A 14,771-nucleotide genomic window follows, 5' to 3' on the forward strand; every position below is an offset into this window, starting at 1 on the left:
GGCCATAAGTTGGATGGAGACAATGTGAAACGAAGAGGAAAAATGCTCTCGCACTGTGAAAGACTCCCCCTGCCGCGACAAAGTTCCAAATTTTTTGAAAAATTCTGCCGAGCCGCGCTAGCAGTTTCCCGCGGGCCTGTCGCTATGCGACACTTGCGCAATATTCTGGAGACTCAAACATGCGCCTTTCCATCGCCTCCCTGCTCGCCGCATTGCTTCTGGCAGGCTGCGCTACGGCACCGCAGCCAACCACGGCGCCGAACCCGGCCGCAAACAAACCTGCCACCCCCGCCGAGCCTGCCGCCAGCGCCGACTGGCAGAATTTGGGCGTGTCGCCCAATGGCAACATCCTGAACGAACTGGATCTGCTGTCGATCAAACGCCAGGGCGCGCTGGTGACCTTCCGCGACCGCAAGACCATCTTCAATCTGAAAAAAGAGAACTTCCTGACCACGCCCCGGCACAAAGTCTCGCTGAACAGCTGGCAGATCGATTGCGCGCAGCACACTTTCCGCCTGCTGGGCATGACGCTGTTCGATGAAAATGGCCGGCAGATCGCCAGCTTCTCCTATAATGACGCACAGATAAAATCCATGCCGGTAGTGCAGAATTCCGCCAGCTACCAACAAATGCTGCTGGTCTGCAAAGGACAGCCCGGCTTCTGACCCTGCCGCCCGACCTCTCTTCCACAGGAGTCTTCATGACCATCCGACGCGTGGTATTCAATCAGAAAGGCGGCGTGGGCAAGTCCACCATCGCCGTCAATCTGGCCGCGGTAGCCGCCAGCCGCGGCCGTCGCGTGCTGTTGATCGACCTGGACCCGCAAGGCAACGCCAGCCAGTACCTGCAGGGAGATCACGCGACGGACGGCCCCCCCACCGTGGCCGACCTGTTCCAGCAGATGCTCAATATCTCGCTGTTCGCCAAGGAGCCGCATGAGTTTGTGCGCGGCACCAGCATCGCCGGCTTGTCGTTGCTGGCTTCGCACCCGGAGCTGGCCGAGCTGATGGGCAAGCTGGAATCACGCTACAAGATGTTCAAGCTCAAAGACGCCTTGGACCAGCTGGCGCCGCATTACGATGAAATCTGGATAGACACGCCGCCGGCGCTGAACTTCTACACCCGCTCCGCGCTGATCGCCGCCGACCGCTGCCTGATTCCGTTCGATTGCGACGCTTTCTCCCGCCATGCGCTGTACAACCTGAAGGCCAGCGCCGACGAGATCCGCGCCGACCACAATCCGGCGCTGTTCATCGAAGGCATCGTGGTCAACCAGTTCCAACCCCGCGCCAGCTTGCCGGTCAAACTGGTGGACGAGCTGAAGGCGGAGGGCCTGCCGGTGCTGGCCTCGCCGCTGTCCGCCTCGGTCAAGATCCGAGAATCGCACCAGGCTGCGCGCCCCATGGTCTTCCTGGATCCGCGCCACAAGCTGTCGCGCGAATTCGAGGCGCTGTACCAGGAACTGAACGATCGCTGACGAGACGCCCATGCCGCGGCTGAACCGCCTCACCACCTTGCTGCTGGGCATCGCGCTGTGCGCTGCCCTGCTGTTGGTCGAGTATTGGCTGCTGCTGGAACACGACCGCAGCGAACGCCAGCGGCAGCAGGAACACCTGGGCGCCCTGGCCACCACGCTGGTCATGCTGCAGCTGGGCGATGCCCTTGAGCACTCCCGGATCATGGCGGAGCAACTGCTGGCCGGCGATCAGAGCCACGCCTTTCAGGATCTGGCCCGCCGCGTCGTGCACGAGGACGGAGTGTTTGCCGGGATCGGCACGGTGCTGCTGGTAGAGCAGAAACAGCGCGATGCCTTTGAAAACCGCATCGCCGGCAGCATCCGCTATCTGCAAAATCAGCGCCTGCAACCATGCCCGACGCAGGTTCAGTACTACCCGGTAGCCAGCTATCTGCCGGACGACGGCAATGCGCTGCCGCTGGGGCTGGACCTCAGCCACCAGGGCGATACCAAGTGGCTGCTTGACCTGGCGAGGCGCAGCGACCAACCCATGCTGCTGCCCAGCCAAACTGCCGCCAATGGCGTCACCCGGCTGGACATCGTCACCCGGCTGGGCGACGACCATACCTTGCTGTTGCTGAACCTGCGGCCGGAACGGCTGACCCAGCCCATGGGCGAGGCCATGATGGCCGACACGCCGTTGCGCCACGTCCGACTCTTGGTCTGGAACCAGAATCGGCCGGACATCCCCCTGCTGGACTCGGTCCCGGGGCGGCCCATTCCGACCGATGCGCCGATTTTTTCGCGCCGCACCACGGTGGGCGGCAATGAACTGCTGCTGGGCGCTTACGCGCTGGAGCCCATCCATCCCTTGCTGACGCCGTCCGCCTGGTCCGTACTGGCCGCCACCGCCGGCATCCTGGCGTTGCTCCTGCTGATGCAGCAGCGCCAGAATGGGCTCAATAAACGGCTTGGCGATCAACTGCTGCTCCAGCAACAATTGCTGGAGCAGAACACCCAGACCCTGCAGCAACAAATCGCCGACCGCGAACTTTCCGAGCAGGCGCTGGCGCAGAGCGAGGCCCGCCAACGCGCTATTCTGCAAGCCAGTTCCGACGCCATCATCCTGATCGACCGCGTCGGCCACATCCTGCAAGCCAATCCGGCCGCGGCGCGGCTGGTCGAGCAAAGCGCCGTTTCGCTGGAAAACCTGCCGGCCGGCGTGCTGTTTCCGGAGCTGTACAGCCGCAACCGCAATCAGGCCTTCGAACAGATCGCGCAGCTGCACGAAGGCCGCCCCTTTGAATCCACCCTGCTGCGCAGCGATGGCCAATTATTGTCTGTCGAACTGTCGCTCAGCCGCGTGATCATGCCGGACGACTGGTTTTACGTCACGGTCTGCCGCGACATCAGCCAGCGCAAGGCGCAAGAAGAGGCGCTGATCCGGCTGAAGAACAGCCTGGAAGAGCAAGTGGAGGTGCAAAGCCGCCAATTGGCGGCGCTGCTGGACGCCAGCCCGCTGGCCATGGCCTACATCGTGGACCGCCATCTGCGCCAAGTAAACAACGCCTTCCTCGAGCTGTTCCAGCAGCAGGGCCGCAACGTGATCGGCCAGCCCACCCTGCCCTATTTCGAAAATCCCGACCAATGGGAACGCACAGGCAAGGCCCTGTACAGCCTGCTCAACGACGGCAAGGTGGTGCAGATTGAAGTCCGGCTGCGCACCGGCCATGGCCGTCTGTTCTGGTGCCGCCTGCACGGCAGGGCGGTCAATCCCTCGGTGCCCAAGCTTGGCACCATCTGGGTATATCAGGATATCTCGGCGCAACGCACGGTTGAAGATACGCTGCGCCGGGCCAAGATCCTGGCCGAGGAAACCAGCCGCGCCAAGACCGAGTTCCTGGCCAATATGTCGCACGAGCTGCGCACCCCGCTGCACGCCATCCTGGGCTTCACAGAAATGGGGCAGCTGCGCGCGCAAAGCCTGGGCGACGCCAAGCTCGAGCAATACTTCGGCCGCATCAACGCCAGCGGCAACCGCCTGCTGACCCTGCTGAACGACCTCTTGGACATGGCCAAGATGGAAGTGGGCCGCATGGACTACGCCATCAGCCGCAACAGCCTCAGCCAATGCCTGCGGGAAGCCTGCGAGGAAATCACGCCGCTGGCCAGCCGCAGCCAGATTCATATCCAGCTGGAGTGCCAGCCGGAGCTGCTGGTGGCCGATATCGATCCCTTCCGCATCGGCCAGGTCATCCGCAACTTGCTGTCCAACGCAGTCAAGTTCACCCCGCCAGGCTCGGAAATCCTGGTGCAGGGAAAATTGACCGAGCAGGACGGCCAGGAATGGGCCATTGTCAGTGTAGAGGATGCCGGTCCCGGCATTCCGGAAAAGGAACTGGAAACGATTTTCGACAAGTTCATCCAGAGCAGCGCCACCAAGACCGGCGCCGGCGGCACCGGCCTGGGGCTGGCGATCAGTCGCGAAATCATCCATGCCCACCATGGCCGCATCAGCGCGCAAAACCGGCCGGAGGGCGGCGCCGCCTTCACTTTCCGCATTCCGCGACAGCACGCGCGGAACCTAGAGGAGGGAACCTCTGATGCCTCACAAGCTGCTGCTCGTTGACGACGAGCCATTCAACCTGGAGTTGATGTCCGAGCTGCTGGAAGACGCCGGCTATGAAACCCGGCTGGCGGAAAACGGCGAGACCGCTTGGGACATCTTGCAACGCGAAGGAGAGCAGTTCTCCACCATCCTGCTGGACAAGATGATGCCCGGCATGAGCGGCTTCGACGTCCTGAAGAAAATCAAGGCCGAGCCGCGGCTGGAATTCCTGCCGGTGATCATGCAGACGGCCATGGGCGGCGCCTCCAGCGTGCAGGAGGGCTTGGCCGCCGGCGCTTTCTACTACCTGACCAAACCGTTCTCGCGCGACATGCTGCTGGCCATCGTCGGCGCGGCCGTCGGCCACTGGGACCGCTACGCCCACTTCCGCGAACTGGCCAATCTGCATGTCGACGCGCTGAAACACCTGCAAAGCGCCCGCTTCCGCTGCCGCACCCACCGCGAAGCGCAGGCGATCACCGCGCTGCTGGCCAAGACCAGCCGTCAACCGGAGCGCGTGGCCACCGGCCTGTTCGAACTGCTGGTCAACGCCATCGAACATGGCAATCTGGGCATTAGCTACGAGGAAAAAAGCCAGCTCATCGCCGCCGGCACCTGGGAAAAAGAACTGGAATCCCGACTGCAGATGCCCCAATACCAAGAACGCCTGGTATCGGTGGAGTTCGGTCTGGAAAACGGGCAACTCAGATTCGCCATCGAGGACATGGGCGATGGCTTCGATTGGGCCTATTACGAAAACGCCGAACCGACCTCCCTGATGAACTGCCACGGCCGCGGCATCCTGATTGCTCGCAAGTTGTCTTTCGACCAGGTGCACTACGAAGGCAAGGGCAATCGCGTGGTCGCCATCGTCAATCAGGAATAGACGCCGCGTCGGCGCAAACACCGCGCGCGCGCCAGTAGCGCGGCCGTTGCCGCCGCAGGCACTGCCAGCTCGGCGCGTCGTCCGCCATCTCCAAGGTCAGCATGCCGTCCAGATCCGTGCGCAGCAAGGCCGCGCCGTGCGCGTGCACGCCTTGCAGCACCTCGCGGTGGGGATGACGATATCGATTCAGAAAACCAGCGCTCACCACCACCAGCCGCGGCCGCACGACGCTCAGCCAGCGCTCCCCGGTCGATGTGCGGCTGCCATGGTGCCCCGCCACCAGCACCGCGCTGCGCAGCTGATCGCCAAACCGCCCCGCCAACGCCTCCTCCACGCGGCGGGGCGCATCCCCGCTGACCAACAAGGCAAGCCGGGCGCCGGCGATGCGCAACACGCAACTTTGCGCATTGTCCTCCGCACCGGCCACGTCTGCCGGCGGCCCCAGCACCTCAAAACGCACCCCGTCCCACACCCAGCTCTCACCCTGCCGACAGGCGTGGGCAGGCCAGGGACGCAGCGTCGCCGGCTGGCCAGCCAATAGCCGGCGTACCGGCAGGCTGCGCAAGAGTCCGCTAGCCGCGCCGTCGTGATCGGCATCGTGGTGGGACAATACCAGCGCATCGAGCGACGCCACGCCCAGGCCGCGCAACTGGGGCAGCACGACCCGCTCCGCCTCACCCGCCCCAGTGTCAAACAACAGCGCGTGGTTTGCCGTCTGCACCAGCATGGACAGCCCCTGGCCCACATCCAGCACCGTGGCGCGAAACGCGCCCGGCGCCGGCGCCGGCGGCCGATACAGCAGCGCGGGCAACAGCAACAACCCGGCCATGGCCTTGCCCGGCACCCCGCGCGGCATGAGCAACCAGACGCTGCCGAATGCCGCCAGCGCCAGCAGCGGCCCCGGCGGGCCGGCAACATGCCATGCCGGCCCATTCGCCATCCAATCGACGCCCCAATAGAACCCTTTGGCCAGCCATGCGGCAAGCGGCAGCAACCCGTCCCAAGGCAGCAGCACCGCCGCCAGCGCGATCGGCGTCAGCAACATGCTGACAAAAGGGACGGCCCAGGCATTGGCCAGCGGCGATAGCCAGGGGAAACCGCCAAACCAAGCGGCCAAGGGCACCAGGCTGGACACCGTGGCAGCCCACTGCCCGCCCAGGGCGCTGCGCCATGCCGCGGCGGGACGGCGCCGCGCCAGAGAGCTCAGCATCAACGCCGCCACCAGGCCAAACGACAACCACAAGCCCGGCGTCAGCGCCGAGAAGGGATCCAGCAACAACACCAGCGCCAAGGCGAGCCACCACGCCTGGAACGGGGTCAGCGAGGTCCGCAGCAGCAAGCAAAGACCGCCAGCCAACAGCATGTACAGGGTGCGCTGGGTCGGCACGGAAAAACCTGCCAGCAAGGCATAGCCGGCCGCGGCCACCCAGGCCACCGTGACGGCGGCCACCCGCGGCGATCGACTCAGGGGCCAGCGCCGCAACACGCTGGCGCAAACCCATCCGGCCAAGCCTGCCAGCATGGTGATATGCAGGCCGGAAATCGACACGATATGAGTCAGGCCCGTCGCGGCAAACCGCCGCCAATCCTCACGCGCCACCTTTTGCTGCGCGCCAACCGTCAACGCCGCCAGCAAGGCGGACTCTCGGCCCGGCCCCAACACCCGCTCCATCCGCGCCACCTGCCCCGCGCGCCAGCCATCCACCCAAGCCATCAGGTCGGCGCGCCGACCAAGAGGCATCCTCTCTTTGCCGGCGGAACCCGTGGCCAGCACGCCCTCTGCCCACGACCACTGTTCCGCGTCGAAGCCAAAGGCGTTGGCGCTGCCATGCCGAGGCTTGAAACGCGCGTCCAGTCGCCAACGGCTGCCCGACGGCCAGTCCCGCTTCCGATAGTCAAACAGCTGGACACGTGGCGGCAAGCGCGCGCCGGCCGTCAACACGCGCTCGACCTCCAACGTCAGACGCACCCCAAAGTCACCCGGAATCGGCAAGCCGCGCACCGTGGCGATGAAATCCACGGGCCGCTGCGCCCAAGACGCCTCCAAAGCCTGCTCCAGCCGCGCTTGCGCCCGCTCCACCGCATAGCCCAGGCCCAGACAAAAAGACAGCAACACCGCCAGCCATGGACGCCAGCGCGGCCTCGCAAGCATCGCTCCCCCTCCGGCGCCCACCGCCGGCGCCGCCCACCAGGCCGTCTCCGGTAGCTGCGGCAGAAAGGCACAAAGCACAATGCCCGCGACCCATCCCATCAAGACTGGCACGCCTGACGCCTCCTTGGTGAATCCGGCCGCGCCATGCTGGCTTGACAGCAAGCCGCGACAAATCCGCAAGCCTTAAATGGCTAGGTGGAATTACTTAGCATATTTAATGACAAAGACAATTGAATTCAGGTCTTCATGGGCTAAACCTATGTCAGTGATGTGGTGTTTCACACCCTGCCGGCATCCCGCCGACGGGATCATCTGACGAAGGAGCGAACGTGGAAGCTTATATCGGCAGCATTATCCCTTTTGCCTTTGACTACCCCCCGGTGGACTGGGCGCAATGCCAGGGCCAGACGCTGCAAGTCAGCCAAAACCAGGCATTATTCGCCGTCATTGGCAGCCATTACGGCGGCAATGGCAGCACCACCTTCCAGCTGCCCAATCTGTGCGGACGGATGCCTATCAGCGCAGGCCCGGCCCAACCTACCTATAACCTGCCCTCCTACACGGTGGGCAACTTCGGCGGCCAGCAAACCGTGGCGCTGCTGACCGCGAATATGCCGATACACAACCACGGCACCTCCGCCGTCAATGTCAGCTTTCAAGCCAGCACCATACCCAACCCGACCACGCCGGCCAGCTCGCCCAGCGCCAGCAACCCCTATCTGGGCGCATCCGGCGGCGGCACCGGCCTGGCCACCATCTGGAGCCAGCAGTTGGAAAGCCCGGTCACCGTCAAGGGCTTGGGTCTGAGCGGCAACACCGATGTAGCCGGCGGCAACACGCCTGTCAGCGTATTGAACCCCTATCTCGCGCTCAATTTCTGTATCGCGGTGCAGGGCCTCTTCCCCACGCGGCAATAGCCGACTCCAGGACGGCGCGGCGGATGTGATCTGCCGCCCGCCGAATCATGAGAAGCAATCCACAGAGGAGCCCGCCATGCTGAACACCCTCCGGAGCGAAGACTTCCAGCCGCTTATCGGCCAAGCCTGCCGCTTCCAGGCCCCGCAACAAGCGGAAATCGAATTGCGCATTCAGGCCGTCCGCGACAAACCGCTATCGCAGGTCCCTGGGTGGGAAACGGAACAACGGATGCCTTTCGTCGTGGAGCTGGTCGCCAGCGAAACCACCCAGCTGGTGGACGCGGTAGGCCGTCTACGGCTGCCGGCATCGGGCACGCAACCAGAACGCGTGCTGGAGGACGTCTGGATCAGCCGTACCGGCGCCATGGGACGTGACCGCAGCCTGTATTACTTCCAGTTGCCATTCAATTAGGCCGCGGACGGGCACACAATCCCGTCCATGAGCATGCTCAGCCGGCCCCCACCATGATGCGGGCAGCCGCTGGATGCCAAATCAACTTGTCCGCCATCGAGCCAGCCTCCTCCAAAACAAAGCCCAGAGATTGATACAAACGGCGAGCCTCCCCATTGGTATGCCAAACCACGGCGGCCAGGGGACAGCGGACCTGCTGCGCCGCCTGCTGCAACCCCTGTAACACCACCCTGCCATACCCCTGCCCACGCGCCTCAGGCAGCATGGCCAAGAAAATCACCCGTACTTCGTTATGCCCGAAATCCACCATCACCACGCCCACCGTGGCGCTGGCCTTCTCCACCATGAAGTGCATGGCGTTGGGGTAGTGGGTGCCGGTTCCCAGCTGCAGCACCTGCAATTGCTGTCGCTGGACGGATTCGATCAGCTCCGTTTCGCCGGCTATCCATTGCAGATCCGGCCTGGCGCTGCGGTAAATGCGCGCGATGCACGCCTCATCGCTGGCACGCGCCGGCCGCAAGGATAGGCCGTGCGCCAGGGAGGAAAAATTAAGTTCGGCAGACATGCGCTCTCCTTATGAACGTGCGCATCATTGGAATGAAAACCGTGCCCGCATCACAGCCCCGCCTCGCGACCCAGCGCCACCATCAGCTGGCGCCAGCCTCGCTGCAGCAGGCTGTAGTGTTCACCATGCAAACGCGCGACGCCGGCCATCTCGCTCCAAGGAGCCGCCGGCCGGTCACATTCCACCAGGCGGACCCGGAACAGGGCATGCAGTGGCACCAGGCCATGATCGCGCGCCTCAGTCGGAATAGGACCGCCATAAGTCGAGGCCAGCAGCGGCTCGTCTAGCGTTGCCAGGTTCAAGCGGTCGATTGCGCCCAATTTGCAGGAAATGCGCTTGCCAGCTCCGTTATTCGCGACGAAAGTGGCCTCTCCGCCCCGCACCAGACGTAGCCGCTCATCCTCGTCCACGAACGCATCGCCGCGCATGCCGCGGGGTCCTACGATCTGCAGCAATCGCTCGCCAGCCGCCACCGTGGTGCCCTGGCGCAACGCGTCGCTGACATCCGCCACCCGCCCGTCAAACGGCGCCACCAGCCGCAGCCGCTCCTCCTGCTGCGACAGGGCCTCCACCTGCTGCCGCGCCGCCAGCCATTGCTTCTGCAAAGTTTGCCCTTGCCGCTGCAGATCGCTGTTGAAAGGCTGCTGCGCCACCTGCCAAGCCAAGCCTCTCTCGATGGCCTGCGCCCGTAGCAATTGCTCCATCAGCGAAGGAGAGTTCAGCCGGGCCAAAAGCTGGCCCGCATGCACGCTCTGGCCATCCTTGGCCACGACTTCGGCGACTTCGGCGGCTTCAGGCGCATACAGCGCCTGGGATTGCGCGGCGCCCATCACCGCTGGACTGGCGATATCGCTCTGCCACGGCAGAATCAGGAACAGCAGCCCCAAAACCAGCACCGCGGCGCTGCGCTGGGTCTCCGCTTGCCAGCGCAGCTCGTCGCGCCGACGCCACCACACCCGCAGCTCTCCGGCGATGGGCCGGACAATGAACCATCCCAGCTCCACCATCAGCAGCAAGATCCCCAGAGCCTTGAAGAACAAGTGGTAGACCAGGAAGGCGATGGAGGTGAACAACACCAAGCGGTATAGCCAAGTTGCCCATGCGAACAGAATCAGCCCGCGCTGCCTGGCCGCGGGAAAATATTCCGGCACGGGATCATCCAGCCCCAGGAAAAAGCCTCGCAGCTGCCAGCGCGCAAGGGCAAAGGCCCGCTCATGCAAATTAGGCACTCCCAGCCAGTCCGCCAACAGGAAATAACCATCAAAGCGCATGAAGGGGCTGGAATTCAGCGCAAGCGTCGCCAGCCAGGTGGTGGTGGCCAGCAGAAACACGCCGGCGCGCCAGGGACCGTCGGGCAGAAAGTTCCACGCCAGCGTGGCCCAGGCCGCCAGGGTCAGCTCCGCCAACATGCCCGCCGCGCCGATCAGCAGGCGATGGCGCCGAGAAGGCAATTTCCACGCGTCATTGGTGTCGGTGTACAGCACGGGCATCATCACCAGGAAAGCGACCCCCATGGCCGGCACCCGGCACCCCAGGTGACGCGCCGTCAAGGCATGGCCCAGTTCATGCAACAGCTTGGCCACCCCCAAGGAGACGGCGATACCCAATGCCGCCGTCCAACCGCCATAGTCTGAAAAGGTATGCGTGAACTCATCCCAGCGCCGCGACACCATCACTAGGCCACTCAGCGCCACCGCGCCCATCAACCACCAGAAAACCGGCCGAAACAACCAGCTCAACCAAGGCAAGGCCCGGTTCAGCCAGGCCTCTGGCTTGACCAGCGGGATGCGGAAAAACAGATAATTCTTCAACAACCACATGGCATAGCCAGGCCTGCCAGCCTGCCGCAGCTGCCATAGCCAGTCACTCTCCGCGGCGCCGCCGGCCTGCAGCAGCTGATGTCGCTGCAGGAAGAGCAATAACTGCCGCAGATCATCCACATTCAGTTGCAAGGTGGTTTCGGCATTGACCGCCTCCAGCAGGGCCGGCCCGCTGCCCAGCGACCAACGCGACAGCATTTCAAAGCTTGCCCAGCCCAGTTGATAAAAGCGGTTGGCGGCCGGGTCGTGCAACATCCAGCTTGGCGAACCATCCGCTTGCAACGGGCCTGCGTGCAGCGTCAATTCCTGCCTCAGCGGAGGGAGTGCGCGCGCCTCCATGCTCACCACCCCAGCCATTGCCGCGCAGCCGTCAGCGGCCGGCGCAAGGCGTAATAGCACAGCGGAACCCAATCGCCATAAACCCTGGCGGTACCCATCTGTCCCAACTGGGGCAGGTGCTGCTTGTCGGCGAACTTCGCTTGCAGGCGATAGGCAAGCAAATTGCCCTCTCCTACCTCCGCCTTGTAAGCCACACGTTGCAGCACCGCATCATAGGAATGCAAAGGCGAGCCGTTGGGATACAGCGTGACTTGGCTGCCCGGCTCCAGGGCGATTGCCTCCGCCGCGGGCAGCCAAGCCGTCAGCTCCACCTTGGACGGGTCTGCCAGGGTCATCACCTTTTCCCCCTGCGCCACCGCCTTGCCCTGCCAATCGTTGCGGTCGGAAAATACCACGACGCCGTCCGCCGGCGCCGCGACATGCATGCGCCGCAGTTCCCGCCCAGTGAATTCGGCCGCGATATCCTTTTCTTCGACCCTGGCCTTGTCCTGGGCCAGCGCCAGCTTGCCCTTGTCATCGGTCAAAGCCAATTGGGCGCTGGCGCGAAAACTTTCCTCTGCCGCCCGTGCTTCCTCCTTGGCCAGGGCATACTGGCCAGACAGCACCGTAGAGTCGAGATCAAACAAGGCGGCGCCGCGCTTGACTGGCTGGTTGGGCAAAACCGCCACTTTTTCGATCACCCCCGCAACCGGCGCCCTCAGCAGAACCGGATCGCTAGGCACAACCTCGGCTCTAGCCAACACGCTCAAGCGTATCGGGAAGCATGCCAGCAGCAATATGGCCAATAGCGCCCGTCGGCGACGCGGCCCGGCGCGCACCCACTCGCCGGCCATCGTCTTCCAGTTCTTGCGTGGCGCAAACTGGCGCAAGGCGTGGCCATAACCATGGGCCAGCTCTTCAGCCAAACGGATTTCATACTCGCTCCACGGCAGGTCTCGGGCCAGCAATAAGGCGCCGTGCTCGTCCAGTCGCAGCCATAGCGCATGTTCTGGCAGCCATTGCGGCCACTCATCTCCCAGCGCCTCCGGCAGATCCGCCGCAACCAGGCAGCGGCTGAGCGCGCTTTCGTCGGCCCGAGGCCGCAAATGACGAAACAGGCCGGCTAGCCACTGTGGATACGGCGCCACCGGGTCTGGCTCCGCCAGCCCGGACAAGGTAGCGACATGGCTGTGCAACCCTTCGCGCCAAAAAGCCGCCTGGCGATAGGGAATGAGCTGCAGCGTTTCATTGCTCATGACAAAACCGAGCCGCGCCGGGCTTTCCGCCTCCCGCGCGCGATGCAGCAGCTGCAGCAACGTGGCCAACTCCCGGCTACGATCAACGTGTCCCATGCTTATTTGAAGCTCGCCCAGCCGCTCATGCCTGGCAACAAATTCGGCGCCTTGCCTTCTATGACGCCGATGGCCAGGATGGACTGGCTGACAGGATCGATCTGCGCCCCAAGCCGCTCAATCCGTGCAGGGAAGGTTGCGCCCAGCTCATCCACCGTGACGCTGAAACGACGTCCGGGCTGCAGCTGCGCCAACCACTTGGACGGGACTAGCATGCGCAGCTCCAGCGCATCCGCATCGACGATGTCTAGAATCGGACTGCCGGGATTGACGTATTGGTGCACGGCCGCGCTGCGTCTGGCCACCCGTCCATCGAACGGAGCGACGATGCTGCATTTGGAGACCAGCGTCTGCGCGTAGCTGGCATCCGCGGCCGCCTCCTTGGCTTTGCCTTGCGCCTGGGTCAGCTCAAGCATGCCAACTGAATTGTACTTAGCCAGCTGATTGTTCACCTTCAACAACTGGCTGGCCGCCTCCAGCGAAGCCTGGGCCTTGCGCAACTGCGCGCGGTAACTGCTGCAGTCAAACTCCACCAGTAGTTGTCCGCGGCGGAAACTGCCGCCCTCCACCACCGGCAAGGCCGATATCTTGGCAGCGATCTCACCAGACAAAGTCACCGCGTGGCGCGACATCAATTGCACGCGGATGCGCCCATCGGCGGCATTGACGGCCGACCCGGCGGGCTGAGCCGCCATCGCCGCGCCGCAGGCCAAGGTCCAAACCATGAACAGACTCCAGCAAGCCCGTCTCATTGCTTGCCTCCCGCCACGGTCCCCTGCCACCGGCTCTCCGCACCCTGGAAGGCCTGGCTCAAGGAAACCAAGTCATATCCCCTGGTGGATGCTGGCAAAGGATCCAGCCCCAGGCTGGCCCCCATCAGGCCATAAGCATTTTGCAGGTCGCCATAAGACTGATACAGCCGCAAGGACGAAAAAACGGCATTGGCATCCGCCAGGATGCCTTGCAGACGGGCCGATGCCCCGCTGTCTACCGCGTTTCGCGTCTGTTCATAGATGGCTTGATCCACGCTGTTCAATTCATGCTCAAGCTCATATTGCCGCGCCTTGCCATTGAAATCCAAGTATGCGACATGAACTTGGGTCAGTACCGCCATATTCAGTGCCAGACGCTGCGCATCGCCTACCTGCTTCTGCGCCTCCGCCGCCCGCGTGATGGATCCGGCGCTGAACAGGTTGAGCAGGTTCCAACTGATGCGCAGGCCGGCATCGCTCCACGCGTTGTTGATCAGGAATTTATTGCTGTCGTAGTGCTGTCCGACGCTGAACTCCAAGCCCGGCAAGAGCTTGGCGATGGCCTTGCGTGTTTCCAACGCGCCGATGCGCTTGCCGTAATCGGCCTCGACAACCTCCGGCCGGTTCAGCAGGGCCATATCCTCCATCTTGTCTACAGGAAGGCCTAGCGACGGCACAGGCATATTATCCGGCACCGCCACCAGGAAGGGCTGGCCCGGCGCCACGTTCATGATGGCAGCCAGCCTGGGCTTGGCTTGCGACAGAGAGTTGCGCACCGCGCTCATCTGCCTGATCACATCCAGCAGCTGGCGGCGATAATTGAGCGCATCCAGCGGCGCGCGCAATTTCTGCTGCTCAACTTGCCGAGCGTCCTCCAAGGCGGCTTCCGCCTGTTTCAGCAAGGCATCCACCCGCCCTTGCAAACGCTGGGCGCCGACGGCCTGCCACCAGGCCTCCCTTACCTGCTGCATCAACTGCTGCGCTACCTTACGTTTGCGCTGCTCCAGGATCAGCACTCTGTCAGCCTGCTGCTGCGCCGAGTAATAGCTGACACCAAAGTCCAGCACGTTCCAGCTCAAACTCAGATCGGCGGTACTGTCGTGCCTTTCGCTGGAGATGGAGGGCACCAAGGATTGCTCGCCGGTGGCCACGTTTTGCGATGACGAGGCATTGTCCTTGTTCCGGGAGGTGTACCCTGCCGCCAGCGCCAGCCTAGGCAGCATATCCAGGCTGGATAGGTCCAGCTGGCGTTGCGCCAGCGCCTCTTCCATCAACTTGACGCGGTAATCCAGGTTGTACTTCATCGCTCGCGCCATTGCTTCCTGCAACGTCACGGGCTTGGTCAACGGCTCCTGGCTGCCAAACATCATCTGGCGATCCGCCGCCAAGATTGACTGACGCTCGGCCACGCTCAAGGGTTGCGGCGCTACCGCACACCCGGTCAGCGCCACCGCAACGGCGAACGACATCAGCCGTGCGCCCCATATGCTGGATTGATCTGTATATTCCATGCTGCCCCCTTGCATTTGAAAT

12 protein-coding genes are annotated in these 14,771 nt (G+C 63.6%); 6 read left to right on the top strand and 6 right to left on the bottom strand.

Going from position 1 to position 14,771, the window contains the following annotated elements; genetic code table 11:
* Positions 1–179: 179 nt before the first annotated feature.
* From FYK34_RS16250 to FYK34_RS16265, 4 genes are read left to right on the top strand one after another with little or no spacing between them, the layout of a single operon-like run.
* Positions 180–665 carry a surface-adhesin E family protein gene (locus tag FYK34_RS16250; protein ID WP_149298201.1) on the top strand — a complete coding sequence of 162 codons (486 nt, stop codon included), beginning with the start codon at positions 180–182 and terminating at the stop codon, positions 663–665.
* Positions 666–700: 35 nt separating this feature from the next.
* Complete coding sequence (locus FYK34_RS16255) at positions 701–1,477, top strand: ParA family protein (RefSeq protein ID WP_149298203.1); 777 nt, start codon at positions 701–703, stop codon at positions 1,475–1,477.
* A 10-nt stretch (positions 1,478–1,487) separates the two neighbouring features.
* Entirely contained in the window at positions 1,488–4,085 is a 2,598-nt protein-coding gene (locus FYK34_RS16260) for an ATP-binding protein (protein ID WP_149298205.1), read from the top strand.
* Positions 4,060–4,950: a response regulator gene (locus FYK34_RS16265; protein WP_149298207.1), complete on the top strand. Its 891-nt coding sequence runs from the start codon at positions 4,060–4,062 to the stop codon at positions 4,948–4,950. Before FYK34_RS16260 ends, FYK34_RS16265 begins: the two co-directional genes overlap by 26 nt.
* Here the strand turns inward: FYK34_RS16265 and FYK34_RS16270 are convergent.
* Positions 4,937–7,201 (bottom strand): DNA internalization-related competence protein ComEC/Rec2, encoded by a 2,265-nt coding sequence (locus FYK34_RS16270; protein WP_149298209.1) that lies wholly within the window; start codon positions 7,199–7,201, stop codon positions 4,937–4,939. The genes FYK34_RS16265 and FYK34_RS16270 overlap by 14 nt on opposite strands.
* Before the next feature lie 230 nt (positions 7,202–7,431).
* Between FYK34_RS16270 and FYK34_RS16275 the strand changes: the two genes are divergently transcribed.
* Both FYK34_RS16275 and FYK34_RS16280 read left to right on the top strand, forming a co-directional pair.
* Positions 7,432–8,019: a phage tail protein gene (locus FYK34_RS16275; RefSeq protein ID WP_149298211.1), complete on the top strand. Its 588-nt coding sequence runs from the start codon at positions 7,432–7,434 to the stop codon at positions 8,017–8,019.
* Positions 8,020–8,095: 76 nt separating this feature from the next.
* Complete coding sequence (locus FYK34_RS16280; RefSeq protein WP_149298213.1) at positions 8,096–8,431, top strand: DUF6916 family protein; 336 nt, start codon at positions 8,096–8,098, stop codon at positions 8,429–8,431.
* Positions 8,432–8,468: 37 nt separating this feature from the next.
* Here the strand turns inward: FYK34_RS16280 and FYK34_RS16285 are convergent, their stop codons facing one another.
* Genes FYK34_RS16285 through FYK34_RS16305 form a run of 5 tightly spaced genes read right to left on the bottom strand, consistent with a single transcriptional unit; the run spans position 8,469 to position 14,707 of the window.
* Positions 8,469–8,996 carry a GNAT family N-acetyltransferase gene (locus FYK34_RS16285; protein ID WP_149298215.1) on the bottom strand — a complete coding sequence of 176 codons (528 nt, stop codon included), beginning with the start codon at positions 8,994–8,996 and terminating at the stop codon, positions 8,469–8,471.
* Positions 8,997–9,046: 50 nt separating this feature from the next.
* Complete coding sequence (locus FYK34_RS16290; RefSeq protein WP_231137294.1) at positions 9,047–11,119, bottom strand: HlyD family efflux transporter periplasmic adaptor subunit; 2,073 nt, start codon at positions 11,117–11,119, stop codon at positions 9,047–9,049.
* Between the two features lie 38 nt (positions 11,120–11,157).
* Entirely contained in the window at positions 11,158–12,486 is a 1,329-nt protein-coding gene (locus FYK34_RS16295) for an efflux RND transporter periplasmic adaptor subunit (protein WP_149298217.1), read from the bottom strand.
* Between the two features lie 2 nt (positions 12,487–12,488).
* Complete coding sequence (locus tag FYK34_RS16300; protein ID WP_231137295.1) at positions 12,489–13,211, bottom strand: efflux RND transporter periplasmic adaptor subunit; 723 nt, start codon at positions 13,209–13,211, stop codon at positions 12,489–12,491.
* A gap of 23 nt (positions 13,212–13,234) precedes the next feature.
* The gene (locus FYK34_RS16305; protein WP_231137296.1) at positions 13,235–14,707 is read right to left on the bottom strand and encodes a TolC family protein; all 1,473 of its coding nucleotides are present in this window, start codon (positions 14,705–14,707) and stop codon (positions 13,235–13,237) included.
* Positions 14,708–14,771 lie beyond the last annotated feature (64 nt).

It is taken from the genome of Chromobacterium paludis, from assembly GCF_008275125.1.
GTDB classification, from domain to species: Bacteria; Pseudomonadota; Gammaproteobacteria; order Burkholderiales; family Chromobacteriaceae; genus Chromobacterium; species Chromobacterium paludis.

Coding starts and splice junctions, on each gene's coding strand:
- FYK34_RS16250 (WP_149298201.1), top strand. CDS start 180: ATGCGCCTTTCCATCGCCTCCCTGCTCGCCGCATTGCTTCTGGCAGGC.
- FYK34_RS16255 (WP_149298203.1), top strand. CDS start 701: ATGACCATCCGACGCGTGGTATTCAATCAGAAAGGCGGCGTGGGCAAG.
- FYK34_RS16260 (WP_149298205.1), top strand. CDS start 1,488: ATGCCGCGGCTGAACCGCCTCACCACCTTGCTGCTGGGCATCGCGCTG.
- FYK34_RS16265 (WP_149298207.1), top strand. CDS start 4,060: ATGCCTCACAAGCTGCTGCTCGTTGACGACGAGCCATTCAACCTGGAG.
- FYK34_RS16270 (WP_149298209.1), bottom strand. CDS start 7,201: ATGGGATGGGTCGCGGGCATTGTGCTTTGTGCCTTTCTGCCGCAGCTA.
- FYK34_RS16280 (WP_149298213.1), top strand. CDS start 8,096: ATGCTGAACACCCTCCGGAGCGAAGACTTCCAGCCGCTTATCGGCCAA.
- FYK34_RS16285 (WP_149298215.1), bottom strand. CDS start 8,996: ATGTCTGCCGAACTTAATTTTTCCTCCCTGGCGCACGGCCTATCCTTG.
- FYK34_RS16295 (WP_149298217.1), bottom strand. CDS start 12,486: ATGGGACACGTTGATCGTAGCCGGGAGTTGGCCACGTTGCTGCAGCTG.
- FYK34_RS16300 (WP_231137295.1), bottom strand. CDS start 13,211: ATGGTTTGGACCTTGGCCTGCGGCGCGGCGATGGCGGCTCAGCCCGCC.
- FYK34_RS16305 (WP_231137296.1), bottom strand. CDS start 14,707: ATGTCGTTCGCCGTTGCGGTGGCGCTGACCGGGTGTGCGGTAGCGCCG.